General features: G+C 54.4%; 18 protein-coding genes and 1 tRNA gene. 11 read left to right on the forward strand and 8 right to left on the reverse strand.

The genetic code is table 11. From position 1 onward, the window contains the following. Positions 1-9 precede the first annotated feature (9 nt). Both GM557_RS03450 and GM557_RS03455 read right to left on the reverse strand, forming a co-directional pair. On the reverse strand, positions 10-660 hold the full coding sequence (locus GM557_RS03450; RefSeq protein ID WP_155572966.1) for a ribonuclease D: 651 nt from the start codon (positions 658-660) through the stop codon (positions 10-12). Positions 661-720: 60 nt separating this feature from the next. Next, positions 721-807 (reverse strand) — tRNA-Leu (locus GM557_RS03455). A 219-nt stretch (positions 808-1,026) separates the two neighbouring features. Between GM557_RS03455 and GM557_RS03460 the strand changes: the two genes are divergently transcribed. From GM557_RS03460 to GM557_RS03475, 4 genes are all read left to right on the forward strand, one after another. After that, positions 1,027-2,460, forward strand: coding sequence for an NAD(P)-dependent oxidoreductase (locus tag GM557_RS03460; protein ID WP_155572967.1), 1,434 nt, complete (start codon positions 1,027-1,029; stop codon positions 2,458-2,460). After that, positions 2,460-7,022, forward strand: coding sequence for a glutamate synthase large subunit (gene gltB / locus GM557_RS03465; protein ID WP_155572968.1), 4,563 nt, complete (start codon positions 2,460-2,462; stop codon positions 7,020-7,022). The genes GM557_RS03460 and gltB overlap by 1 nt, the downstream gene beginning before the upstream one ends. Positions 7,023-7,094: 72 nt before the next feature. Further along, positions 7,095-8,915 (forward strand): M3 family oligoendopeptidase, encoded by a 1,821-nt coding sequence (locus GM557_RS03470; protein WP_099026083.1) that lies wholly within the window; start codon positions 7,095-7,097, stop codon positions 8,913-8,915. Between the two features lie 47 nt (positions 8,916-8,962). Next, on the forward strand, positions 8,963-10,321 hold the full coding sequence (locus tag GM557_RS03475) for an AarF/ABC1/UbiB kinase family protein (RefSeq protein WP_155572969.1): 1,359 nt from the start codon (positions 8,963-8,965) through the stop codon (positions 10,319-10,321). Between the two features lie 63 nt (positions 10,322-10,384). Here the strand turns inward: GM557_RS03475 and GM557_RS03480 are convergent, their stop codons facing one another. Next, positions 10,385-10,741 carry a hypothetical protein gene (locus GM557_RS03480; RefSeq protein WP_099026081.1) on the reverse strand — a complete coding sequence of 119 codons (357 nt, stop codon included), beginning with the start codon at positions 10,739-10,741 and terminating at the stop codon, positions 10,385-10,387. A 168-nt stretch (positions 10,742-10,909) separates the two neighbouring features. Between GM557_RS03480 and uvrB the strand changes: the two genes are divergently transcribed. The 4 genes from uvrB to gshB all read left to right on the forward strand — a co-directional run bounded on the left by uvrB (position 10,910) and on the right by gshB (position 15,508). Further along, positions 10,910-13,045, forward strand: coding sequence for an excinuclease ABC subunit UvrB (gene uvrB / locus GM557_RS03485; protein ID WP_155572970.1), 2,136 nt, complete (start codon positions 10,910-10,912; stop codon positions 13,043-13,045). 2 nt (positions 13,046-13,047) lie between these two features. Next, positions 13,048-13,953: an aldose 1-epimerase gene (locus tag GM557_RS03490; protein ID WP_155572971.1), complete on the forward strand. Its 906-nt coding sequence runs from the start codon at positions 13,048-13,050 to the stop codon at positions 13,951-13,953. A gap of 5 nt (positions 13,954-13,958) precedes the next feature. Beyond that, positions 13,959-14,459: a transcription elongation factor GreB gene (gene greB, locus GM557_RS03495; protein ID WP_099026078.1), complete on the forward strand. Its 501-nt coding sequence runs from the start codon at positions 13,959-13,961 to the stop codon at positions 14,457-14,459. Between the two features lie 62 nt (positions 14,460-14,521). Continuing rightward, complete coding sequence (gene gshB, locus GM557_RS03500) at positions 14,522-15,508, forward strand: glutathione synthase (RefSeq protein WP_099026077.1); 987 nt, start codon at positions 14,522-14,524, stop codon at positions 15,506-15,508. A 12-nt stretch (positions 15,509-15,520) separates the two neighbouring features. Here the strand turns inward: gshB and GM557_RS03505 are convergent, their stop codons facing one another. After that, positions 15,521-15,829, reverse strand: a complete 309-nt coding sequence (locus GM557_RS03505) for a hypothetical protein (protein ID WP_155572972.1) — start codon at positions 15,827-15,829, stop codon at positions 15,521-15,523. Between the two features lie 188 nt (positions 15,830-16,017). Between GM557_RS03505 and GM557_RS03510 the strand changes: the two genes are divergently transcribed. The 3 genes from GM557_RS03510 to GM557_RS03520 all read left to right on the forward strand — a co-directional run bounded on the left by GM557_RS03510 (position 16,018) and on the right by GM557_RS03520 (position 18,944). After that, the gene (locus tag GM557_RS03510) at positions 16,018-16,677 is read left to right on the forward strand and encodes a class I SAM-dependent methyltransferase (RefSeq protein ID WP_155572973.1); all 660 of its coding nucleotides are present in this window, start codon (positions 16,018-16,020) and stop codon (positions 16,675-16,677) included. Positions 16,678-16,741: 64 nt separating this feature from the next. Then, complete coding sequence (locus tag GM557_RS03515) at positions 16,742-17,971, forward strand: hypothetical protein (RefSeq protein WP_155572974.1); 1,230 nt, start codon at positions 16,742-16,744, stop codon at positions 17,969-17,971. A gap of 52 nt (positions 17,972-18,023) precedes the next feature. Further along, the gene (locus tag GM557_RS03520; RefSeq protein WP_155573496.1) at positions 18,024-18,944 is read left to right on the forward strand and encodes a heme o synthase; all 921 of its coding nucleotides are present in this window, start codon (positions 18,024-18,026) and stop codon (positions 18,942-18,944) included. A gap of 199 nt (positions 18,945-19,143) precedes the next feature. On the opposite strand, the gene GM557_RS03525 is transcribed toward GM557_RS03520, so the two are convergent. The 4 genes from GM557_RS03525 to thrC are packed head-to-tail and all read right to left on the reverse strand — an operon-like array spanning position 19,144 to position 24,174. Beyond that, the gene (locus GM557_RS03525) at positions 19,144-20,109 is read right to left on the reverse strand and encodes a Tim44-like domain-containing protein (protein ID WP_155572975.1); all 966 of its coding nucleotides are present in this window, start codon (positions 20,107-20,109) and stop codon (positions 19,144-19,146) included. A gap of 7 nt (positions 20,110-20,116) precedes the next feature. Next, entirely contained in the window at positions 20,117-21,463 is a 1,347-nt protein-coding gene (locus tag GM557_RS03530) for a TldD/PmbA family protein (protein ID WP_155572976.1), read from the reverse strand. Beyond that, complete coding sequence (locus tag GM557_RS03535) at positions 21,460-22,728, reverse strand: pitrilysin family protein (RefSeq protein WP_155572977.1); 1,269 nt, start codon at positions 22,726-22,728, stop codon at positions 21,460-21,462. The genes GM557_RS03530 and GM557_RS03535 overlap by 4 nt, the downstream gene beginning before the upstream one ends. Before the next feature lie 48 nt (positions 22,729-22,776). Further along, positions 22,777-24,174 (reverse strand): threonine synthase, encoded by a 1,398-nt coding sequence (gene thrC / locus GM557_RS03540; protein WP_155572978.1) that lies wholly within the window; start codon positions 24,172-24,174, stop codon positions 22,777-22,779. Positions 24,175-24,180 lie beyond the last annotated feature (6 nt).

Genomic DNA, 24,180 nt, shown 5'->3' on the forward strand with positions numbered 1-24,180 from the left:
GCAGTCGTATCAAGCGCGGTGAGCAAAAATATCCGACACATCATAGCCGAGAAGGTCTAGCTTTGCACGGGTGGGTAGAAACTCATAACAGTCTTGAGCAAGCTCACGCCGCTCTTCGCGGATGAGCATAGCTTCTAGCTTCTCCCAAAGGGCATGGAGGTACAACACATCAGAGGCTGCATAGCGGAGCTGCTCCTCTGTTAAATGCGGGCTCCCCCAATCGGAGCTTTGTTGCTGTTTGGACATCTCAATACCGAGAAGCTCCCGGCTGAGATAGGCAAGGCCATGCTTATCGGTGAATGTATAAACAAGCCGTGCGGCGATTTTTGTGCAGATGATTGCGTTAAGCGTGATGCCCAAATAATGCTGCAATACAGCGACATCAAAGCGAGCAAAATGCATCAGTTTGGTGACAGAGGCATCTTGCAATAAGGCTTTGAGATTCGGGCAATGATGATAGCCGCGCCCGCCAAGATGTTCCGGGATGAATTGGACAAGATGTGCCTGCCCATCCCCGCTTGAGAGTTGAACAAGGCATAGCCTATCGCGGTGAGGGTTAAGGCCCATTGTCTCGGTATCAATCGCGACAATTTTCCCTAGGTCCAATCCGTCCGGGAGGTCGCCCTCATGAAGATGAATGGCGTTGTGCGGAGTACTCATAAAACCACCGGATTGTCTAAGGGGAGAACACATCCCCCCACATGAGCGGGGAGAAAGCCTTGGTGCCCAGAAGAAGACTCGAACTTCCACGTCCTTGCGGACACAGGCACCTGAAGCCTGCGCGTCTACCAATTCCGCCATCTGGGCTTGAGGAGGGTTCTAAGAGGAACTGGTCTTTTTTGCAAGATGCTAAACAAGGCAGAGAGAAAAGGTCCGCTTCGGAACTATTTTATAAAGAGAAATAAGTTAAGAATCATTCTTAGTAAGAATAGGAAGATAAAATTAGTCAGCAATGCTGTCTATTTTTCTATTTCGCATCTGTTTATGAAAAGGGCTTAGATTATATAGCGAGGGATGGGGCGTAAAATGGCTGAGCAGATGTTGCAATTTGTAAAATGGTCTCAAAAACGCCCCACAAAACGCTCTGCTGCGGAGAGACGCCGGGATTTTAGGGAGATTTATGAAGGTTTCCGCTCGGACGCTGCGCGGGAGCAAGCCTCTCGTTGTTCGCAATGCGGTATCCCTTATTGCACGGTGCATTGCCCGTTAGGCAATATCATCCCCGAATGGTTGCGCTTAGCGACAGAGGGACGGTTACAGGAGGCTTATGCGCTGTCCTCCCAAACCAATAGCTTCCCTGAGATTTGCGGGCGTATTTGTCCCCAAGATCGCCTTTGTGAGGGGAATTGCGTCATCCAACCCGGCTTTAAGAGCGTGACCATCGGGGCAGTAGAGCGGTACATTACCGAGACCGCTTTTGAGGAAGGCTGGGTGCAACCACGCACACCGCGCCATGAGATAGGGCAGAGTATCGGGATTGTTGGCTCTGGCCCGGCGGGTTTAGCCTGTGCCGAGCGGCTGCGCGCGGCGGGGTATGAGGTGCATGTTTATGAGCGGCAGGAGAAGCCCGGCGGGTTGCTCATGTATGGCATCCCCGGTTTTAAGCTAGATAAAAGCGTGGTGGAACGCCGCTGGAAGTTGCTGGAGGCACAAGGCATTATCTTTCATCTAGGCCAAGCGATTGGGCATGGTGAAGGGGCGATTGCGTTAGAGACCTTACGCCAGCAGCATGATGCTGTGTTTCTAGCGACAGGTGTGTATCGGGCGCGGCAGGTCAAAGCCCCCGGTGTGGGTTTAGCCAATGTGGTGGAGGCCCTGCCTTATCTTAAAGCCTCCCAAAGTGATGAAGCCACAACAGAGAGCCTTACAGCGCGAGGGAAGCGCGTTGTTGTGTTAGGTGGTGGTGATACGGCAATGGATTGTATGCGCACCGCTATTCGGCAAGGGGCGGCGGATGTGGTCTGCGCGTATCGGCGGGATCGTGACAATATGCCCGGCTCTCGCCAAGAAGTGCTCAATGCCGAGGAAGAAGGCGCGCGGTTTGAATGGATGCTCACTCCAGAGGCCTTCTTAGGCGATGGGCATGTGGAAGCTGTGCGGCTGCGTGAGATGCGCCTTGGTGCGGCTGATGAGACAGGCCGTCGAGCCGTAGAGCCGACCGAGCAGGTGAGAGACCTTAAAGCCGATATGGTGATTTGCGCTTTGGGGTTTGAGGCAGAGCCTCTCCCCACCTTATGGGCAGAGCCAGACTTAGCGGTGACATCGTGGGGGACATTAGCTGTGGGGGAGCGTGGCTATGAGACGAGCCTACCCGGTGTGTTTGCTGGGGGGGATATTGTGCGCGGGGCGAGCTTGGTTGTGTGGGCTATTCGTGATGGGCGAGGGGCGGCAGACGCCATCATGAAGCATCTTTCTGCCTGCTCTGTGAGTGAAGAACCATCCGTTGGGGAGTGTGCCTAATGTCAGCCTCTTACAAACATTCTAAAAGCGCATCCTCTTCAGCCGAGACAGCGCAGGGTTTTGTGGCTTCTTATCAGGCGAATCTCCAACGGTTGGAGGGGTTGTACGACCCTCGCCAAGAGCATGATGCTTGCGGTGTTGGGCTGGTCGCAGCGATGGATGGCAAACCCAGCCGTGCCGTGGTGAAAGCGGGTATCGAGGCGTTAGGTAATATTTGGCATCGCGGTGCAGTAGATGCCGATGGCAAAACCGGGGATGGGGCGGGGATTCATGTCGAAATCCCGCAGAACTTCTTTGAAGATGCCATTCATAATGCGGGGGATTTACGGATTCAGGGCCGTATTTCTGTCGGGATGGTCTTTCTGCCTCGTACAGACCTTGCCGCGCAGGAGCGGTGCCGGCAGATTATTGAGACAGAAATCCTTAAATTTGGGTACGGGATTTATGGCTGGCGGCAAGTGCCGATTAATACAGCCTGCATTGGCGAAAAAGCGAATGAAACCCGCCCCGAGATTGAGCAGATTATGATTCGTAACGCGCTGGGGCGTGATGAGGAGACGCTCGAGCGTGACCTTTATATCATCCGCCGGCGTATTGAGAAGGTGGCCACACAGGCGCATGTGGATTTATATATCTGCTCTCTCTCATGCCGTTCTTTGATTTATAAGGGCATGTTCCTTGCGGAAAATCTGACGGATTTTTACCCTGATTTGCTTGATGAGCGTTTCATCTCTCGCTTTGCGATTTACCATCAGCGTTACTCCACCAATACCTTCCCAACATGGAAGCTCGCGCAGCCCTTCCGCAAGATTGCTCATAATGGGGAAATCAATACGCTTTCGGGCAATGTGAATTGGATGCGCGCGCATGAGACGCGCCTGAGCAGCCCTAAGCTTGATGCTTATATGGACGCCCTAAAACCGGTTGTGCAGGTTGCAGGTTCCGACACTGCGGCGTTGGATAATGTGTTCGAGCTGCTGACATTTGCGGGGCGTCATGCGCCTTTTGCTAAAGCGTTACTTATCCCCGCTGCTGCGGGGGCGAACTCGTCCCTCTCTAGCCGGGCGAAGGCGTTTTACCGCTATTGCAATGCCGTTATTGAGCCATGGGACGGCCCTGCGGCCTTATGTGGTACAGATGGCCGTTGGGTGATTGCGGGGTTGGATCGGGCAGGTCTTAGGCCCTTGCGCTACAGCCTCACAAAGGATGGGTTGCTGATTGTTGGCTCTGAGACGGGGATGGTCCGCGTGCCTGATGAGGCCATCGCACAACGGGGGCGGCTAGGGCCGGGCCAAACCCTCGCGCTCGATTTGGATGAAGGGCGTTTTTACACACCTGATGATGTGCAAGAGCAGCTCATCACACGGCAGGATTATGAGGGCTGGATTAAAGAGGGCATCCAAGACCTTGCCCCTATAATGGCACAGGTGAGTGAGCCTGAGGGCATCGACCCTGAAACACTCCGCCGCCGTCAATTAGCGGTCAACCTCACTTATGAGGATATGGAAGCCACACTTCACCCGATGGTGGAAAATGGGAGCGAGGCCTTGGCCTCTATGGGCGATGATACGCCCTTGCAGGTGCTCTCGCGCTATTATCGGGGCCTATCGCATTATTTCCGCCAAGGCTTTAGCCAAGTTACTAACCCCCCGATTGATAGTTTGCGAGAGACGCGGGCTATGAGCCTTGTGACCCGCTTGGGGAATCTGGGCAATATCCTTGCGGAGGAAGCAAGCCAATGCCGGCTTCTTCAACTCTCTAGCCCGATTTTAACCAATGGGGAGTTCCATCGCCTTCAGGAGATGTGCGGTTCGCAGGGGGCAACGATTGATTGCACCTTCCCCGTAGCAGATGGGGAGGAGGGCATGCGCGCGGCTTTGACCCATCTATGCCAACAGGCTGAGGAGGCCGTGCGCGGCGGTTGTGCGCATCTCTTCCTCACAGATGAGCATAGTACGGCAGAGCGTGCCGCCGTGCCGATGGTGCTGGCTGTAGCGGCGGTGCATGTGCATCTCATCACGCATAGTTTGCGGACTTTCACCTCCGTGAATGTACGAGCCTCAGATGTGTTGGATGTTCATAGTCTAGCGGTGATGGTCGGTGTTGGGGCCTCGACTGTGAATCCGTGGTTGGCTCAGCAAAGCATTGCAGAGCGTCTCCGCCGGGGCCTGTTTGGCAAAATGACCCTTCGCCAAGCGATGGAGCAATACCGTAAGGCCGTGGATAAAGGCCTTTTGAAGATTATGTCCAAAGCGGGGATTTCGGTCGTCTCGGCTTATCGTGGGGGCTATAATTTCGAGGCAATCGGCCTGTCGCGTGCTTTGGTGGCGGAGTTCTTCCCCGGTATGGCCTCGCGTATTTCGGGCATTGGGCTGCCGGGCATCGCGCGTAATGTCATCAAGGCGCATAAACGCGCATGGCAAGCGGCGAATATTTCGCCCCTGCCCATTGGGGGACGGTATAAAATCCGCCCCGGTGGGGAGGCTCATTCCTTCTCGGCGAGTGCTGTGCATATGCTGCAAACGGCAGTGCAGGCCAATAGTTACAAGCTCTTTCGCCGTTATGTTGAGACGTTGGAAGCCCAAGAGCCTGTTGCTCTGCGTGACTTGTTGGATTTCCGCTCCACCGCGCGGCCTATTGATGTTGATGATGTTGAAGGCATCACTCAAATTCGCCGCCGCTTGGTGGCACCGGGTATTTCCCTCGGGGCTTTAAGCCCTGAAGCGCACGAGACCTTAGCCATCGCCATGAATCGCATCGGTGCGAAGTCTGATTCCGGCGAGGGGGGGGAGGACCCGGCGCGGGCGATGCCGCGGCCAAATGGGGATAATGCGTCCTCTGCGATTAAGCAGGTTGCCTCGGGGCGTTTTGGTGTTACGGCAGAATATCTCAATAATTGCCGCGAGCTGGAGATTAAGGTTGCTCAAGGGGCAAAACCGGGGGAAGGGGGTCAGCTTCCGGGCTTTAAAGTGACGGAGCTGATTGCACGCTTGCGCCATGCAACACCGGGTGTGACGTTGATTTCTCCACCCCCGCATCATGATATTTACTCCATCGAGGACCTCGCCCAGCTGATTTATGACCTCAAACAAATCAATCCAGAGGCCAGCGTGACGGTCAAGCTTGTGGCACGGACAGGCATCGGCACGATTGCTGCTGGTGTGGCGAAAGCCAAAGCGGATGCGATTTTGATTTCTGGTCATTCAGGCGGGACAGGGGCGAGTGCCCAATCCTCCATCTATTATGCAGGCTTACCATGGGAGATGGGGTTGAGTGAGACGCATCAGGTGTTGATGCTTAATCGCTTGCGTCATCGGTTGAAGTTGCGTGTGGATGGCGGGATTAAAACCGGGCGTGATGTCGTCATGGCCGCGATGTTAGGGGCGGAGGAGTTCGGCATCGGTACGGCGGCTCTGGTAGCGATGGGCTGTATCATGGTGCGGCAATGCCATACCAACACCTGCCCTGTTGGGGTATGCGTGCAGGATGAGGAGCTGCGTAAGAAGTTTGAGGGCACACCAGAGAAGGTGATTAACCTCTTTACCCTCATTGCCGAGGATGTTCGTAATATCCTTGCACGTTTAGGCTTCCGCTCCCTTGATGAGATTATCGGGCGGACAGATTTGCTGCATCAGGTCTATCGTGGCTCGGATTATTTGGATGATTTGGACTTAAACGCGCTGCTCGTACAGGCCGATACGGGTGGTTTTGCCCGCCATTGCACCCTAGAGGGCCGTAATGAAGTGCCTGATACGCTTGATGCGCAGATTATTGCTGATGCTCAACCACTCTTTGAGCGGCGCGAGAAATTGCATCTTCATTATATTGTCCGCAATACACATCGCGCGGTGGGGACGCGTCTTTCCTCCCTCATCACCCGCCGCTTTGGGATGGCAAGTCTGCCAGAAGGGCACCTCACATTGTCGTTGCGCGGTTCTGCGGGGCAATCGCTAGGGGCTTTTGCCGTGCAAGGGCTACGCATTGAGGTAGAAGGGGATGCGAATGATTATGTTGGCAAAGGCCTCTCTGGGGCGACCTTAGTGCTGCGGCCTAGCAAAGCCACACCTTGTGCGACAGAGAAGAACGCCATCATCGGCAATACGGTGCTTTATGGGGCCACGGCGGGGGCATTATTTGCCGCTGGGCAAGCGGGGGAGCGATTTGCTGTGCGTAACTCCGGTGCTATTGCCGTGGTGGAGGGCTGTGGCTCTAATGGTTGTGAATATATGACCGGCGGGACAGTCGTTGTGCTGGGTAAAGCGGGCGATAATTTTGGGGCAGGCTTTACCGGTGGAACAGCTTATGTGCTGGACCGGGAAGGGGACTTCCTCAAACGGGTGAATCACGACACGGTGATGTGCCAGCCCGTGACAGCACAACGCTGGAAGGACGAGCTACGCACCCTTGTAGAGCGGCACGAGCGTGAGACAGGCAGTGCCTATGCAGCGGACTTACTGCACCATTGGGATGAGATGATGCCGCATTTTTGGCATGTCGTGCCGAAGGATTATGCTCGCATCATTGGCTATGAGGAGGCGGATTTAAAAAATCTTTCGGCCTAATTTAGCCTAATGAGGTGAGGAGAGTGATAAAGGGTGTTTTCAGAGGCTGCTTGCTTGCGGTAGTCTGACAGCATGATAACATCTTTTCTCACCTCGCCTTCGTCTGTCTCAGCCTCTGGCCCGGTTGCGGCCCCACGCTGGGATTTGTCAGACCTCTATACCTCACCAGAGGACCCAGCCCTTGAGTCGGACTTCATCCGCTTAACAGCGGAGGCTCAGAGCTTTGAGACCCGCTGGAAGGGTAAACTTGGCAAAGCCTCCGCTGCGGAGCTGGCCCATGCCCTGCAAGGGTATGAGGTGATAGAGGAGGGGCTCGGGAAGATTGGCTCTTATGCTCAGCTTCTCTTTGCGGCCCATACGACAGAGGCCAGCGTAGGGCGGTTTGCCCAGAGCGTGCGTGAGCGTCTAACGGCTCTTTCGGCTCATCTGCTCTTTTTCCCCTTGGAGCTAAACCGGCTTGATGATGCTGTTTTAGAGGCTGGCTTTCAGGAGAATAAAGACCTCGCCTCATGGCAATCTTATCTGCGGGATTTACGCGTCTTTCGGCCTTATCAGCTCTCTGATGAGGTAGAGCGTGTATTGATGGATATGGCCGTGTCTGGTCGTAATGCGTGGGTGCGTCTTTTTGATGAGACCATGGCCGGGCTGATGGTCCATTTTGAGGGGAAAGACCAGCCCCTTGGTGATGTGTTCAATTACCTTACCGATAGTCAGCGTGAGCGGCGGGAGGCCGCGGCAAAGGCCATTAGTGCGACATTAGCAGCGGAGAATAAGCTGCTTGTTGGCATTACCAATACCTTAGCAAAGGATAAAGCCACAACTGATGCCATGCGCGGTTATCCGCGCCCTGTGAGCAGCCGTAACCGGGCCAATATGGTGGAGGATGAGGTTGTTGATGCGCTGGTGGATGCTGTGCAGGCGGCTTTCCCGCGTTTATCGCACCGCTATTACAGCATGAAGGCCCGTTGGCTGGGGTTAGAGCAGCTGGAGCATTGGGACCGTAACGCCCCTCTGCCAGATGTTCAGGATAAACGGCTAAGCTGGGATGAGGGCAAGGCTATTGTTCATCGCGCTTATCAGGATTTTGATGAGGAGATGGGCCGTCATGCTCATAGTTTTTTGAGCAATCCATGGATTGATGCGGCAGCAGTGCCGGGTAAGTCCTCCGGGGCGTTTGCGCATCCTGTTGTGCCGTCTGTCCATCCTTATTTATTGATGAATTATCATGGCCGCCCGCGCGATGTGATGACCTTAGCCCATGAGATGGGGCATGGGATTCATCAGATGTTAGCAGGGCAGAAGCAGGGCTATTTACGCTCCAACACGCCTTTAACGTTGGCAGAGACAGCCTCAGTTTTTGGGGAGATGTTGACTTTCCAATCTCTATTGGATGGGGAGAGTGACGCTAAATGCCGCCATCATCTCCTCGCGTCCAAAGTGGAGGATATGCTCAATACTGTGGTGCGGCAAATTGCCTTTTACCTCTTTGAGGTACAGGTCCATGATGAACGCCGCAAAGGGGAAATCCCTGCCGAGCGTTTAGGGGAAATCTGGCGTGATGTGCAAACGCGCAGCTTAGGGCCGGCCTTCCATTTCACCCCGGATTATGACCTTTATTGGTCATATATCCCACATTTCATTCATTCGCCTTTTTATGTCTATGCTTATGCGTTTGGCGATTGTTTGGTGAATGCCCTTTATGGTGTGTACCAGGATAGTCCCGCAGGTTTTGCCGGTAAGTATAAGGAGATGTTGGCCGCTGGGGGGACGTTGCGTCACCAAGAGCTGCTCGCTCCTTTTGGGTTGAATGCGGGTGATCCATCCTTCTGGACGCGTGGGTTGGATGTGATTTCTGGCCTTATTGACCAGCTTGAGGCCACGCCTCATTCCTAAAAGGTCATTCCCCGCCCTCATGGGCAGAGTAAAGAAGGATGATGAGCATGGCGCGTGAACGTGACATCGATAAGACCGGCTTTGTCGATAACATGCAGCGTATGTTTCAGGCATCTGGCATGGTGGGCGGTGTTGCAGTGCGCATGGCAGGCCATAAGCTGGGGCTGCGCAGCAATAAAACGAGCCATGCGGAGGAGTTACGCGCTGTTTTAGGCTCATTAAAAGGGCCGATGATGAAAGCCGCGCAGCTTCTCTCCACCATCCCCGGGGCTTTGCCGGATGAATATGCGGAGGAGTTAGCACATCTCCAATCCAATGCGCCGCCTATGGGGTGGAGCTTCGTGCAACGGCGGATGAAGGCCGAGCTAGGGCCGGGCTGGGAGGGGCATTTCCGCTCTTTTAGCCATGAGGCTGTTGCAGCGGCATCATTAGGGCAGGTGCATCGCGCGGCTTTGGCCGATGGGCGCGAGGTTGCATGCAAACTGCAATATCCCGGTATGGCCGGCGCGATGGAGCAGGATTTAAAGCAGCTTAAACGCGGTTTAGGGGTCTTTAGTCTTGTGGGTAATGCCATTAGGCAAGATGAGGTCTATACCGAGCTTGCGGAGCGGATGCGCGAGGAGTTGGATTATATTCGTGAGGCCAGCCATGTGCGGCTTTACCAGCATATGTTGGCCGATGTGCCAGAGGTTACCGTCCCTCACCCTGTGGCAGAGCTAACAACAGGGCGACTTTTGACGATGGATTGGGTGCCAGGTCGCTCCATGAAGTCCGTTTTGGCCGAGCAACGCTCCCAAGAGGAGCGTAATGCGATTGCGGTAGCGTTGTTTAAAGCATGGTACACGCCTTTTTATCGCTATGGGGTGATTCATGGTGACCCGCATATGGGTAATTTTACCGTGCGAAAAAATGGCGGGTTGAATCTGTTGGATTTCGGCGCGGTGCGGATTTTCTCGCCTCGTTTTGTAGAGGGTGTCCTTGCGCTTTTTCATGCTCTGCGGGATGGGGATGAGGAGCGCGCTTATGAGGCTTATTATGCTTGGGGCTTTAAGGATATTTCCCGCGAGCGTGCAGCGGTGTTGAATGAATGGGCACGCTTTTTCTACCGCCCTTTGATGACGGACCATGTTTGTGATGTAGGGGAGAGCAATAACCCCCAAGAGGCCCGTAAAGTGTTAGAGCGTGTTTATGAGGGGTTAAAACGGACGGGCGGCATCACCTTACCGCGTGAGTTCGTGATGTTAGACCGCTCTGCCATTGGGTTAGGCAGTGCCTTCTTACGGTTGGGGGCGAAGGTGAATTGGCACCGGCTCTTTATGGAGCTCACACAGGACTTCACGGTGGAAGCCCTCACAGCCCGCCAAAAAGAGGCCTTGGAGAAAGCGCAGGTTAGTCCCGCTCAGTAAAAATAAGGCCCAACGCGCTTAATACGTGTTGGGCCTCATCATAATGCAGATTATGGCCGGTCCTTACCGGAGGAACTTCTTTAGCAATGCGCCACCAATCTCTTGGATAACATCTTGCTGAAGAGACTTGCCGAAGTTTGCGACATCGCCGCCTTGCTCCCCAGAGCTTGCTCCGTCTGTCTTTTCACCAAGATGGCTAACAAGCCCAGCAAGCTGCCCCACAAGGTCGCCCGCATGGCCTTGACCATTTTGGAAGATGGAGGAAATTTTCTGGAGGCTCTCGGCCCATTCACCAGCTTGCGCATCGCCATTTTGGGAGGCTTCCTGCATTTGGCCGGTTAACCGGTCAATGAGTTGAAAAGCCTCTTGCGCTGTGTTGCGAAACTGCGTGTAGCTCCGCGTAATTTGTTCAATATCCATAAGGGTCCAACCTTTTTAGAGATGTGACGTTTGAAGAAGCGGGCTCGCGGTAAATAATCTCTCAAGAGCTACTAGTTTTATAGGGATGGAGCAGCCCGAGGAGGGCGAGCCATTTATTCCGTCATTAGCATCTTGTGATAGCAGAAAGATAGTCCCATTTTAGGGGGCATGGTAGTCTCATCCTCTCGTAAGAAGAAAAAACCTATCGCCCCGCGTCAGACGGATTTTTTCCCTGAACGCCAACCGGCAAAGCCAAAGCTAAAGCGGCTTGTTGTGCAGTCGGACTATGAGCCTTCTGGTGATCAACCCCAAGCGATTGCAAGTTTGGTAGAAGGGTTGGCCGCTGGAGAGCGGGACCAAGTGCTTATGGGCGTGACAGGCTCTGGTAAGACCTTCACCATGGCGAAGGTGATTGAGGCCGCCCAACGCCCTACGCTCATCATGGCCCCCAATAAGACCTTAGCCGCCCAGCTTTATAGCGAGATGAAGCAGTTTTTCCCCGATAATGCGGTGGAATATTTCGTCTCCTACTATGATTATTACCAGCCAGAAGCTTACGTTCCGCGCTCAGATACGTTCATTGAGAAAGATAGCCAGCGTAATGAGCGCATCGACCGGATGCGCCATGCCGCCACACAAGCATTGTTGGAGCGCAATGATGTCATCATCGTAGCGTCTGTCTCTTGTATTTACGGTATTGGATCGCCCGAATCATATGCGCGGATGAAGATTCGCCTCGTGCCGGGGGAGATTATCGACCGTGACGACCTCATCCGTCATTTGGTGGAGCTGCAATATCAACGCAATGACCTCGCTTTTGAGCGTGGAACCTTCCGTGTGCGGGGGGAGCAGGTGGATATTTTCCCCATCCAGAATGAGGATCGCGCTTGGCGTGTAATGCTCTTTGGTGATGAGGTGGAGAGTATTACAGAGTTCGACCCGTTAACAGGGGAGAAAACGGCAGAGTTGGAGGAGGTAAGCCTCTATGCCAGCTCTCATTACGTCACGCCCCGGCCAACGCTGAATCAAGCGATGGTGAGCATCAAAGATGAGCTGCAAGAGCGGATTCGGTATTTCCAAAATGCGGGGAAACCGCTGGAGGAGGAGCGCATCCTCCAACGGACCAATTTTGACCTTGAAATGCTAGAGACAACAGGCGTGTGTAAGGGGATCGAGAATTATTCCCGCTATCTCTCTGGGCGTAGGCCCGGTGACCCGCCACCAACCCTCTTTGAATATCTCCCCGAAGATGCGTTGCTCATTGTTGATGAGAGCCATGTGGGCGTGCCGCAAATTGGTGGGATGGAGCGAGGCGACCGCGCACGGAAGGAAACGCTGGCGGATTTCGGCTTTCGTTTGCCATCATGTTTGGATAACCGGCCTTTATCTTTTTCGGAGTGGGATGCGTTCCGCCCGCAAAGTATCTTCGTTTCCGCCACGCCAGGGCCGTGGGAAATGGAACAAACAGAAGGGGCCTTTGCCGAGCAGATTATCCGCCCCACAGGCTTAACAGACCCGATAACCATCATCCGCCCGGTAGAAGGGCAGGTGGACGATTTGTTGCATGAGGCCAAAGCCACGATTGCCGAGAATGGTCGTGTTCTGGTCACAACCCTCACAAAACGCATGGCCGAGGATTTGACAGAATATCTCTCCGAACATGGCGTAAAGGTTCGCTATCTCCATTCCGATATTGATACGTTGGAGCGCATGGAGATTATTCGAGATTTGCGGCTAGGCGCGTTTGATGTGCTGGTGGGCATTAACCTCCTGCGGGAGGGGTTGGATATTCCCGAATGTGCCCTTGTGGCGATTCTTGATGCGGATAAAGAGGGCTTTTTGCGCTCGCGTACTTCGCTTGTGCAGACTATTGGCCGTGCCGCTCGTAACGTGAATGGCCGTGTCTTACTTTATGCGGATAAGGAGACCGATAGCCTACGTTATGCGATTGAGGAAACAGCCCGCCGCCGTGAGAAGCAAATGGCGTGGAATGAGGCCCACGGCATCACCCCGCAAACTGTGCGAAGCCGTATTAGTGATACGCTCTTTCAAGAAGAAATCGCGGGCAAGGAGCCTTCTGCCGAGGCAGACCCACAGCTTACCCTTGATGAATTGCGTAAAAAGATGCGAGAAGCCGCAGCAGAGCTTGACTTCGAGCAGGCAGCGGCCTTTCGTGATGAGATTCACCGGCGGGAGGCAAGTGATATTGGCTTGGTAGCTCCCCCCATGCCCGCCAAAGCCGCCCCCCAAGGGCCAGCCCGTAAGACGACCAAACGGACAAGCAAACGCAGAAAGAAGGATTAGCCATGTTAACCCTAAAGAGAGACGAGCAGAGCCTTACTATCCTGCCTGATGTCGGGGCCGCTTTGGTGCAATGGCAGGTGCGGGGGCATGATATTCTTCGCCCTGTCGCTAATGAGGCTTTACGCGGGCAAAAGGGTATAGCGGTGGGGGCTTACCCGCTTCTGCCTTATGTGAATCGTCTTGCGAAGGGGCAATTCGCTTTTGGGGGGGAGGCGCATCAGCTTGCTTTGAATATGGAAGGCTGCCCTCATTCTATCCACGGTAATGGGTGGGAGCATGAATGGCAGGTCTCTCATAAGACGGAGAGCCACGCTATTTTGACCTTCGAACATAAGCCAGAGGATGAAGCGGCGAAGCGGGAATGGCCTTACGCGTATCGAGCTGTCATCTCGTATGAGTTACGCGCTGATGGGCTGCATATCTCTTTAGTGATGAAGAATTGCGATGAGCGTGACCAGCCTGTAGGGTTTGGCTTTCATCCCTTCTTCCATGCAACAGAGGCAGCCCGTTTAACCTTTAACGCGGCCTCCGTGTGGTTGACGGATAAGACAGGCCTGCCAGAGACGCAAAAAGCCTGCGAGGGGGAGTGGGATTTCTCCAAAGGGCAGGCTTTGGCAGGGCGCGTGTTGGATAACGGTTTTGCAGGCTTTACCGGTTCTGCGCTTTTGGAGCCATCCCCTACAATTCCGTCTGTGACGATAAAGGCGGATGGAATATTCTCTCATCTGGTGGTGTTCTCCCAACTCGCTGATGACTATGTGGCTATTGAGCCTGTAACGAGCATGACGGACGCGCTTAATCGGCCTGATAGTGCAGGGCGGGGCGTACATGTTCTTGCGCCGGGGCAAAGCTGTGGGGGGATGCTGCATGTCCAAGTTGAGGCCCCACGCCGCCCGGCAGAAGGCTAGGCTGTATGGCTGGTGAGAAGATTGCGCTGCATCGTTATCTCTCCCCTCAAGGGGCTGCGCGGATGCGGGCGGAGCTTAAAGAGCTAACCCAAAAGGAACGCCCGCAGGTTGTGGAGATTGTCTCTTGGGCGGCGAGTAATGGGGATCGCTCCGAGAATGCGGATTATCAATATGGTAAACGCCGCCTCCGCGAGATTGACCGGCGCATCCGCTTCCTAACCAAAAGGCTGGATCAGGCCGTGATTGTGGACCCCGCCGCGCAGACCAATCGCCAGCGTGTCTTTTTTGGGGCTACTGTATGTTACGCTGATGAGGAGGACCGCCATTATACGGTGACCATCCTCGGTGTGGATGAAGCGCGGTTGGAGCATGGGGAGATTAGCCTGCAAGCCCCTGCTGCACGGGCCTTGATGAAGGCGGCTGTGCATGATGAAGTGACTATGCACACCCCCTCTGGCCCTGTATTGGTAGAGGTCCTATCTATCACCTATCCTCATCCGGCTTAAGTCCGGCCTAAGAGAGCCATCTGGCTTGCGCCTTTGTGACCTGCTTTGCGGAGTAATAAGTTATGGTGTCGTTATCATCGTCCTCATGCCGTGTGGCTGTGCAGATGGACCCGTTGGAGGAGATTAATATTGATGGCGATTCCACCTTCGCATTGATGTTAGAAGCCCAACGGCGTGGTCATGAGCTTTATGTCTATCATCCCACCACATTGTCTTTATTGGAGGGGAAGGGCACCTCAAGCCGCCTCCAAGCGCGGGGACGTAAGGTGAGTGTCCAGCGTAAAAAGGGGGACCATGCGGCTTTTGGCCCAGAGGAGGTATTAGACCTCGGCAGTTTTGATGTCATTCTCATGCGGCAAGACCCGCCTTTTGATATGGGCTATATCACAGCGACCCATATGTTAGAGCATATTCATGGCACAGGGCCGGGGCGGGCATTGGTGGTGAATGACCCTATCTCGGTGCGCAATGCGCCAGAGAAGTTGCTGGTCACGCATTTTCCCCAGCTTATGCCGCCAACCTTGGTTACATGGGATAAGGAGGCGATTGCCGCTTTCCGCCAGACGCATAAGGACATTATCCTCAAGCCTCTGTACGGCAATGGTGGGGTGGGCATCTTTCGGGTGAAGGAGGATGATGAGAACTTCTCATCCCTTTTGGAGATGCACTTCTCTCGCTCGCGTGAGCCTTTAATGGTGCAGCGTTACGAACCTGCTGTGCGGTTAGGCGATAAGCGCATCATCCTTGTAGATGGGGAGCCGATTGGGGCGATCAACCGCGTGCCAGCCCAGGGTGATGCGCGCTCTAACATGCATGTCGGTGGTCGTGCCGAGCGTGTGGCCCTGACAGCGCGGGATAAGGAGATCTGCAAAGCGATAGGCCCTTACCTTAAAGAGCACGGGCTTATCTTCACCGGCATTGATGTGATTGGCGATTGGCTGACGGAGATCAACGTCACGTCCCCAACAGGCCTACAAGAGCTGGATCGCTTTGATGGCATTAATAGTGCTGGGTTAATTTGGGAGTGTATTGAGGGGCGTCTAGCCTGACCTCTTTATACCCTATGGCTGGTGCGGGGGAGGTGGAGCATCACCCTCCGCACCATGCTTCTGCATCTGTTGAGGCGATGGCTCTGTGTTTTCCCCTTCTTCTGCTTGTGAGGGCTTTTTAGAGGGGTGGAGATTTTCGCGGAAGGGGACGGCTATACCGTCAGAGAAATAGCCGTCCTTTATGTCGATACTTTTAGGCATTTTATCGCGCGTAAAACGGTTAATCGCCCAGGGGATGAGTTTCTCTTTATAATAAACGAGATACAGGCTTACCCATGTAAGCAGGCAGAGCAGAGCAAGAATGAGGTTAAGATGCTTCATCCTCATAGTCCTGCCTCTTAGACCAAGGCGATGCAAGGCAGATACGCAATTTTTTTTACATTATACTGCTCCGTGACCTTGTCATCTAAGGGTGATGAGAGGCAAGAAGGAGGCGAACTGACTGGTGTCAGTAGCGATTATGCTCCCCGCTTTAATTGGGGGCAGACTGTTGAGGCTGCGTTTTTTTCATGGTGTCTTCCCCTAACCCTCGTTCTTCTCTTGATGCAGATAGTGTGCGTGAGGCGTATCGCCGTTGGGCACGGATGTATGACAAAGTCTTTGGTGGTGTCTCTGCCTTTGGGCGGCGGCGGGCTGTAGCCGCGGTGAATGCCCTATCGGGAGAGCGCGTGCTGGAGGTTGGTGTTGGTACCGGGCTTGCTTTGCCCTCTTATCGGGCTGAAAAACGCATTACAGGAATCGATCTTTCAGAAGATATGCTGGCCTTAGCCAAAGAGCGCGTAAAGCGCGATGGCCTGCGTAATATTGATGAACTTTTGGTGATGGATGCAGAGCAAACAAGCTTTGCTGATAATAGTTTTGACATCGCCGTAGGGATGTTTGTGGCTTCTGTGGTGCCGCATCCTGACCGCCTGTTGGCCGAGCTAAAACGGGTGGTAAAGCCGGGGGGGCATATCCTTTTTGTCAACCACTTCCTAGCCCGGGGGGGGATTCGTTTGCATGTGGAGCGTGTGATGGCACGGGCCTCGCGTGCGCTAGGTTGGCATCCTGATTTTGCGATTGAATCACTCCTGCCCCCGGAGGATTTAGCGCGTGCGACGATTACACCTGTTCCTCCAGCGGGGTTGTTTACCCTCGTGACATTGCCGCCAGAGCCGTCTAAAGAATAAGGTCTTCCATTCGTTTAAGGATGGTTAGATTGGATTGAGACAAGAACAAACTGGCATCAAAGACGTGACTGCAAGGCCCTTATTTCATAAAACATCCTCCGTTCCAGCGTATCAGGGGGGCGGGGCGTTCTTCCTATTGGCATTTTTTGCGGGCATGTTAGGGGGAATGTTAGGGCTGCCTTTCCTCCATGTGCAACCCTCTGCTGGTGTTGTGGTGGCTCATGCGTTGTTGATGACGCTTTATGTCGTCTGCCCTGTGATGTTGGGGGGCATGGCGCAATGGTTTCTCCCCAAGCTGTTAAAGGGTGAGGGGATGGCCCTCCCCACTGCCTCTCATATTGGGTTTGTGCTGTTAGCTGTCGGTGTGTTTTTGCTGCCTGTTATGCCCTATGGGGGGTTAGCCCTTTGGGCCTTGGGGATGTTGGCTTTGGCCGTCAATGTTCTTGCCACAATATTGGAGATGCGCTCTATCACCTTTCGGGCGTTTCCTCCCCTCATTTGGGCTTTTGTGGGGAGTGCTTTGTCCGTTCTCATCGTAGCACCGGTTCTTTTGGCTTTCCTCGTGCGTAGTGGCTTTGCGGGTGGTGGGGCAACAGCTTTGCTGGCAGTCCTGCATGGTGGGGTCGAGATGAGCTTGCTGAGCGTTCCTTCTTTAGGGATTATTGTTGCAGCCCTGCTCCCTGCCAAAGCGGAACGTGGCATGGTCGTACGATGCGCCCCTTATGCTTTTGGGGTGATGGGGCTTGTGCCTGTTTTATGCTGGGCAGACCATCTATTTGGGGGGCTATCCTCCACGGCGTATAGGGTCGGGCTTGTGGTGGGGCTCGCGATGCCCTGCTTGGCTCTTTTAGGAGCGTTTCTAGTTGATATGTGGCGCGCACGTTTGCCATCCGGCCCTGTGGCAAGCTGGGCCTCTGGTGGTTTGGTGTTGCTTTTAGCGGGCTGGATTTTGATGGTGTTGGGGGATGTGCAGTCACTCCCCTTTGGGCTTTCAGGCGCGGCGAGCCATCAATTAGTTATGTTTGGTAGCTTATTGGCATTAGGCGCGGCATTTTATGCGTGGTGCTCTACGGGGTTGGCTCAGCATAATAAAGGGCTGGCCTTTTTTGGCTCCCTTCATGCTTTTGTGACATTTATAGGGGCGGTCTGCTCGGTCATGCCGCAGCTTGCTCTCCCCGCGGTTATCTTGATGACGGCGAGTCTGGTCATGTTCGGCTTGGTCGCAGGGCGGCTTTGGTACGCTCTGTTAGTGGCGCGTGCCAACATTAGAGCCGAGCTTGAGTGTAAAGGGTAATCGCATCATGCAGGCATCATCCACACCATCCTCATCGCTACTAACGCGGTTTATGGCTATGTTGCGTGTAGAGGGGCAAAATGGTGATGCCGCCTTGCAAGATTGGATCGCCTTGCTCAAACCGCGGGTGATTTCGCTGGTTGTATTTACGGGGCTTGCAGGCATGGCTGTGGCCCCTAAATGGCCGTCTATCCCCGTTGGTCTTGTTATCATTGCTTGTATTTGCATCGGGGCTGGGGCGGCTGGGGCCATCAATATGTGGTATGACCGCGATATTGATGCGATTATGAAGCGTACGCAGGTTCGCCCTGTGCCAGGCGGGCGTGTAGAGCCGACGAGCGCGCTGGTTTATGCCGTGATTCTCTCCGTGGCGTCGGTTGTGGTGCTGTGGTTGGCGACAAACCTGCTCGCAGCGGGGATTTTGGCGTTCTCCATCTTCTTTTACGGCGTGATTTATACGATGTGGCTTAAGCGTAGCACGCCGCAGAATATTGTGATTGGTGGGGCGGCGGGGGCTTTCCCCCCCATGATAGGCTGGGCTGCGAGCATGGGCTCGCTAGATGTGTTGCCTGTAGTGATGTTCGCGATTGTCTTTTTATGGACGCCGCCGCATTTTTGGTCTCTCTCCCTTTATGCGTGTAAGGATTATGAGAGTGCGGGCATCCCCATGTTGCCAGTCGTAAAAGGTGCACGCCATACGCGCTGGCAGATTGTCATTTATACTGTGATTTTAAGCCTTGTCTCGCTCGTGCCGAGTGTGGTGGGTCAATGTGGCTGGTTCTACACAGTTTGCACCAGCCTGTTAGACCTCGGCTTTATCTATTACGGGCTGCGCGTTCTCTGTGATAAGCAAGATGACAAGGGTAACAGCCTGACAAAGGATAAACCAGCTCGCTACGCTTTTCGCTACTCGCTGGCATATCTCTTTTTTCTCTTTTGTGGTCTATTGATTGATAGGGTTCCTCTGATATGAGCGATCTTAATACGACCCCCCGTCGGCAAGGCCGCCTTTTTGGCATTGTTGTTGGCTTGTCCTTCTTTGCTCTTTCCCTTTTTGTGGCAGCTCTTTATCGGCTGTAAGGTGCCCTCAATAAGGGCCTATAAAAACCCCACATCCCACCAGCACAGGCAGGATGCGGGGTTTTCTTTACCTATGCTCAGCAGGTGTAAGATTACCCTGCTTGTTGGATGGCAGAGAGAATCCAATTACCGCGTCCATCGGCCCGGAGGAAGGTCCAAAGCTCTGTAATAGTTTGTGGCTCGGTTTTGCTGCCATCAAGCACTGTGCCCATACTATCGGTCGTGACATCGACAGCAGAATATTGCAGAGCAACGCTAGCATAAGTGATGTTGCCTTCTCGCCATGCCTCGGCGAGGTCCCCACGAATGAAACGTACCTGAGAGACAATATTGCGCGCCCCACGGCTTGTAAGCTCAGAGAGTTGGTTATTGAAGTAACTCACCATCTCCGGCGTGGCCATACGTTGCAGGGAGGCCATGTCCTGCGCGCTCCATGCCGCTTGGACATTGAGCAAGAGTTGTTGGAAGCTCTGATAATCCTCTGGTGTTAAGGTAACATCTTGTGCTGGTGTCGCCTGAGGTTGGCTGGGGAAGGGAGATGCCCCACCATTAGCGGGCGTAAACCCCGTTGTAGGGCCATTATTCGTGCTTGAGGATCGCCGCCATAATTTGATGATGAAGTTTATCAGCAACGCAACGAGCAGTGCTTGGAAGATAAAGCCAAAGAAGGAACCGCCACCACTAAAGCCCCCAAAGAAGCCATGCCCGCTAAGCATTCCAAAAAGGCCAGCCCCTAAGAAGCCACCGGCCAAGCTGGTCAGGAAGGGATGACGTGTCGCAAAGGGAGGGCGCATCCCACCACCAAAAGCAGGACGGTTAAAGCCACTGCCCATGGAAGGCTCTGCCGTGCCGTAAGAGGGGGTGCGTGGGGTCATGCTACGGTCCATAGGCCGTGTCCAGCTAGGGGTAACGCTGGTGCGGGGCGGTGCGCTCCATGTACGGGAGCCACGGCTGCCAAGGGAGGAGCCCATCCCAGCGCGGGCCTCAGCGGCAGGGGCGAGGGCAAAGAGCGGCAGGCACAGCACCGCTGTGGCAAGAGGGATAAGACGAATACGCATAATCGGGTTAGTCTCCAGCAAGACTCATATGGTCGATACGAATGGTCGGGGCGTGATAACCAGCCATGAGGTCGAGGTCATTGGCCGGGATAAGGCGGGCAAACATCTCAAGCAGATTGCCAGCAATGGTAATGCCAGAGACAGGCTCGGCAATCTCACCATTGCGAATCATAAAGCCAGAGCCACCACGGCTATAATCCCCAGTGAGCATATTGATGGCATTGCCCATAAGTTCTGTCAGTAACACGCCTTCTTTAATATCAGATTGCAACGCAGAGGGGGAATGGTCTCCAGGATGGAGATAGAATGTGGAAAGACCCGGCCGTACACTCCCTCCGCTGCGGACAGCCCGCCCATTGCTTGTAGGGAAGCCTAGCTTACGCGCGCAGCGGCTATCTAGCAACCAGTGGTTGAGTTGGCCATTCTCAACAAGATTTAATGGAAGAGTCGCGCTCCCTTCACCATCAAAGGGGCGAGACCCCGCAAGGCGAGGGAGGGTTGGGTCATCAGTTAAGGTGATGCCCTTATGAAAAAGGGCCGCTCCGCGCTTATCTTTAAGAAAGGAGGCCTCTTGTACAATGGCCGCGCCATTAATAGCTGCGGCGAAATGCGCTAAGAGAGAGGAGGAGACGCGTGGGGCGAATAATACGGGATAAAAGCCCGTTTTAGGCCGGATAGGGTTGAGACGAGCCAACGCATGACGGGCTGCTTCATCCCCTAAGTGAGTCGGATTGTGCAAATCGGCCTGATGCACCGCGTTATGGAAGGCATAATCACGCTGCATATGCGGACCTGTGCCTGCCACAACGCTGATGCTTCGGCTATGCCCACTGCGTTGATACTGCCCCGCAAAACCTGCGCTTGTGGCAAGGGCAATGTCATGCGTGCTGGCACTCGCTGCGGCCCCGCTACTATTTGTGATGCCCTTATGGGCGAGGGCCGTACCTTCCATTTCCTTCGCTGTGGCGAGGAGGGCGTCTATCTCTGGTGTGGGTGTGGAGTCAAAGAGGTCTAGCTTTGTGATGGCCTCTTGTGGGAGCGGGATGAGCGGATGCTCGGCTAATCCATCCCCTGGGGAGGGCGGAACGGCTTGAGCCATCGCACAAGCGCGTTCGGCTAGCTGGTCGAGTGCGTGTGTGGTGAGGTCATTGCCTGACACACTGGCAACACGCCCTTGATGAAAGACACGCAAGCTGAGGGAGAGCCCCTCTGCATGGCGGATGCCCTCCGCCTTGCCTTGCCGAATCATAGCAGAGCGGTTCTGGCTCCGCATAATGAGGGCATCAGCATGGTCCGCTCCGTGATGGCGCGCACGTGTGAGAGCATCGTGAAGGGAAGTGAGGAGGTCTGTCATGCCGCCTTCAAAGCGTTATGGAGGCTATCCAGCGTTGGAATGTTGCGCGCGGGCCCCATAGTGGTGAGGGTTGGTGCCCCTTCAAAGATGGTGCGTGCCATAGCGAGAACATCGCCCTCTGTCACAGTGTCAATCTTGCGGACAATCTCCTCTGTCGAGATGATGCGGTCATGAACCTGGATTTGCCGCGCAATTTGGGCGCAACGGCTGCCTGTACTTTCCAGCGACATGAGCAAAGAGGCTTTTAGCTGCGTGCGGGCGCGATTGAGCTCCTCATCATTGATGCCATGTTGCAGATTGCGTAGCTCAGCAAGGGCGGCGGGGATGAGTTCATCGGTTTTATCTGGCCCTGTCCCAGCATAAAGGCCGAACAAGCCGCTATCAGCAAAGGGGCTAGCGAAGGAATAGACGCTATAAACCAAACCGCGCCGCTCCCGGATTTCTTGGAACAAACGGGAGGACATGCCCCCACCGAGTAAGGTGGAGAGGACCATCGCGCTATAATAGCCTTGCTCCCGATAGCCAGGGGCGGGGAAGCCCATAAGGATATGCACCTGGTCTAGCTTGCGTTCTGTCTGCTTCATCCCCCCTTTATAATGGGCGGGAACAGCTGGCGGGGGCGTATGTGTGGGGAGGTCGGCAAAATGTTTGCGGACTAATGCGACCACCTCATCATGATGGAGATTCCCTGCCGCGGCGATGACCATATTTTGCGTGCTATAATGGCGGTGCATATAAGCCATTAAGGTGTCACGGCTCATAGTAGCGATGCCGTTTTCCGTCCCGAGGATGGGGCGGCCCATCGGTTGGTCGGGATAAGCACAATCCTGAAAATGGTCAAAAACGATGTCATCAGGCGTATCATTGGCTTGGCCAATTTCCTGCAGAATAACGCCCCGCTCACGCTCTACCTCCTCTGGGAGGAAGGTGCTGTGGGTGAGAATATCGCCAATGAGATCCACCCCTAAAGGGAGGTCATTTTTAAGGAGCTTGACGTAATAAGCGGTATTTTCGCGCGCCGTATAGGCGTTGATATACCCGCCGACATTCTCAATCTCCTCGGCAATGCGGATGGCAGAGCGGCGTTGTGTGCCCTTAAAGGCCATATGCTCAAGGAAGTGAGCCGCCCCGTTTGTCTCTGCCTCCTCATGACGGCTGCCAGCGGCAACATAGGCCCCAAAAGAGACCGTCTCGACCCGTTCCATTCGCTCTGTGACGATGTTGAGGCCATTATCAAGAGTTGTACGTTTGATTTGTTCGTTCATGCAGTTTCGTGATGGTCCATGCGTGTAAAAGAATGGGATATGCGCACTTTAACGGCCCCGATGAGCGCGCACAGCCGCTTTGACCTTGTCTATATCGTTTGGCAGGACGTCATAACGCTCCTTACGAGAGAACAAGTCGGCCAGATGAGGGGGAAGGGCTGGGTGAATCCCCGTTGCTTTTTTCACCGCATCGGGGAACTTTGCTGGATGCGCCGTGGCAGCGGCAACCATCGGCACGCCTGCCTCGCGGAAGCGTTTACCCGCAGCAAGGCCGATGGCCGTGTGAGGGTCCGCTAGATAATGGCTGCTTTTATAAAGTGCGCGCATAGTCTCGGCAGTGTGCTCATCATCCAAGGCCATGCCAGAAAAGATCTCCCGAATTTGCTCCCACGCATCATGGGGGACCGCCATGCACCCGGTTTGGCGGAACTCCGTCATAATAGCGCGGCAGCGGTTGGAATCCCGGCCTAGCATCTCAAACAATAACCGCTCGAAATTGGAGGAGACTTGAATATCCATCGAGGGTGAGAGGCTCGGCTCCACCTTGCGCTTGGTCATGTCGTTATTGAGGAGGAAGCGCGTGAGAATGTCATTACGGTTGGAGCCAACGCAGAGATGCTCAATGGGTAGGCCCATCTGGCTGGCGACCCATGCGGCGAGAATATTGCCAAAATTACCCGTCGGCACAGCAAAGGAGACAGGCCTATCCGGCCCACCAAGGGCGAGGGCTGCATGTACATAATAGGGGATTTGTGCGGCAATCCGTGCCCAGTTGATGGAATTAACAGCCGAGAGCGAACATTCCTGACGGAAGGTCTCATCAGCAAACATGGCTTTCACCATATCCTGACAATCATCAAAATCGCCCTCTATGGCGATGTTGAGGACGTTATCCTCCAACACGGTGGTCATTTGCCGCCGCTGGACCTCGGATGTCCGATTATGGGGGTGGAGGATGATGATGGAGATATGCTCTCGCCCGCGGAAGGCCTCAATCGCGGCAGAGCCTGTATCGCCAGAAGTAGCCCCAACGATGGTTACATGGTGGTTGCGTTGCTTCAACACATATTCAAAAAGGCGGCCAAGCATCTGCATGGCCATATCTTTAAAAGCGAGGGTAGGGCCGTGGAATAATTCTAGCGAGAACAGCCCGTCATCCACCTCAACTAACGGGGTAACAGCGGCATGGTCGAAGGTGCCATAAACCTCCCGCGCCATTGTGCGGAGTGTATCGCGGTCTATGCTGCCTTCGGTAAAGAGGCCGATGACCTCTGCAGCAAGGTCAGCATAAGGGAGGGCACGCCAGCTTGTTAAGGTCTCACGCGGGATGTGGGGCCAATGGTCGGGCATATATAGCCCGCCATCATCGGCCAATCCGCTGAGAAGGATATCGGAAAAATCAGGAGCAGCGGCATCTAATGTGCCGCGAGTAGATCGATAACGCATGGAACC

It is taken from the genome of Bombella sp. ESL0385 (assembly GCF_009725755.1).
Classification (GTDB): domain Bacteria; phylum Pseudomonadota; class Alphaproteobacteria; order Acetobacterales; family Acetobacteraceae; genus Bombella; species Bombella pollinis.

Excerpts from the sequence above, each read along its gene's own strand:
- GM557_RS03480 (WP_099026081.1), bottom strand. The coding sequence starts at position 10,741 with ATGGATATTGAACAAATTACGCGGAGCTACACGCAGTTTCGCAACACA.
- GM557_RS03490 (WP_155572971.1), top strand. The coding sequence starts at position 13,048 with ATGTTAACCCTAAAGAGAGACGAGCAGAGCCTTACTATCCTGCCTGAT.
- thrC (WP_155572978.1), bottom strand. The coding sequence starts at position 24,174 with ATGCGTTATCGATCTACTCGCGGCACATTAGATGCCGCTGCTCCTGAT.
- GM557_RS03460 (WP_155572967.1), top strand. The coding sequence starts at position 1,027 with ATGGCTGAGCAGATGTTGCAATTTGTAAAATGGTCTCAAAAACGCCCC.
- greB (WP_099026078.1), top strand. The coding sequence starts at position 13,959 with ATGGCTGGTGAGAAGATTGCGCTGCATCGTTATCTCTCCCCTCAAGGG.
- GM557_RS03535 (WP_155572977.1), bottom strand. The coding sequence starts at position 22,728 with ATGAACGAACAAATCAAACGTACAACTCTTGATAATGGCCTCAACATC.
- GM557_RS03530 (WP_155572976.1), bottom strand. The coding sequence starts at position 21,463 with ATGACAGACCTCCTCACTTCCCTTCACGATGCTCTCACACGTGCGCGC.
- GM557_RS03525 (WP_155572975.1), bottom strand. The coding sequence starts at position 20,109 with ATGCGTATTCGTCTTATCCCTCTTGCCACAGCGGTGCTGTGCCTGCCG.
- GM557_RS03505 (WP_155572972.1), bottom strand. The coding sequence starts at position 15,829 with ATGAAGCATCTTAACCTCATTCTTGCTCTGCTCTGCCTGCTTACATGG.
- uvrB (WP_155572970.1), top strand. The coding sequence starts at position 10,910 with ATGGTAGTCTCATCCTCTCGTAAGAAGAAAAAACCTATCGCCCCGCGT.
- GM557_RS03510 (WP_155572973.1), top strand. The coding sequence starts at position 16,018 with ATGGTGTCTTCCCCTAACCCTCGTTCTTCTCTTGATGCAGATAGTGTG.
- GM557_RS03475 (WP_155572969.1), top strand. The coding sequence starts at position 8,963 with ATGGCGCGTGAACGTGACATCGATAAGACCGGCTTTGTCGATAACATG.
- GM557_RS03450 (WP_155572966.1), bottom strand. The coding sequence starts at position 660 with ATGAGTACTCCGCACAACGCCATTCATCTTCATGAGGGCGACCTCCCG.
- GM557_RS03520 (WP_155573496.1), top strand. The coding sequence starts at position 18,024 with ATGGCTATGTTGCGTGTAGAGGGGCAAAATGGTGATGCCGCCTTGCAA.
- gshB (WP_099026077.1), top strand. The coding sequence starts at position 14,522 with ATGGTGTCGTTATCATCGTCCTCATGCCGTGTGGCTGTGCAGATGGAC.
- gltB (WP_155572968.1), top strand. The coding sequence starts at position 2,460 with ATGTCAGCCTCTTACAAACATTCTAAAAGCGCATCCTCTTCAGCCGAG.
- GM557_RS03470 (WP_099026083.1), top strand. The coding sequence starts at position 7,095 with ATGATAACATCTTTTCTCACCTCGCCTTCGTCTGTCTCAGCCTCTGGC.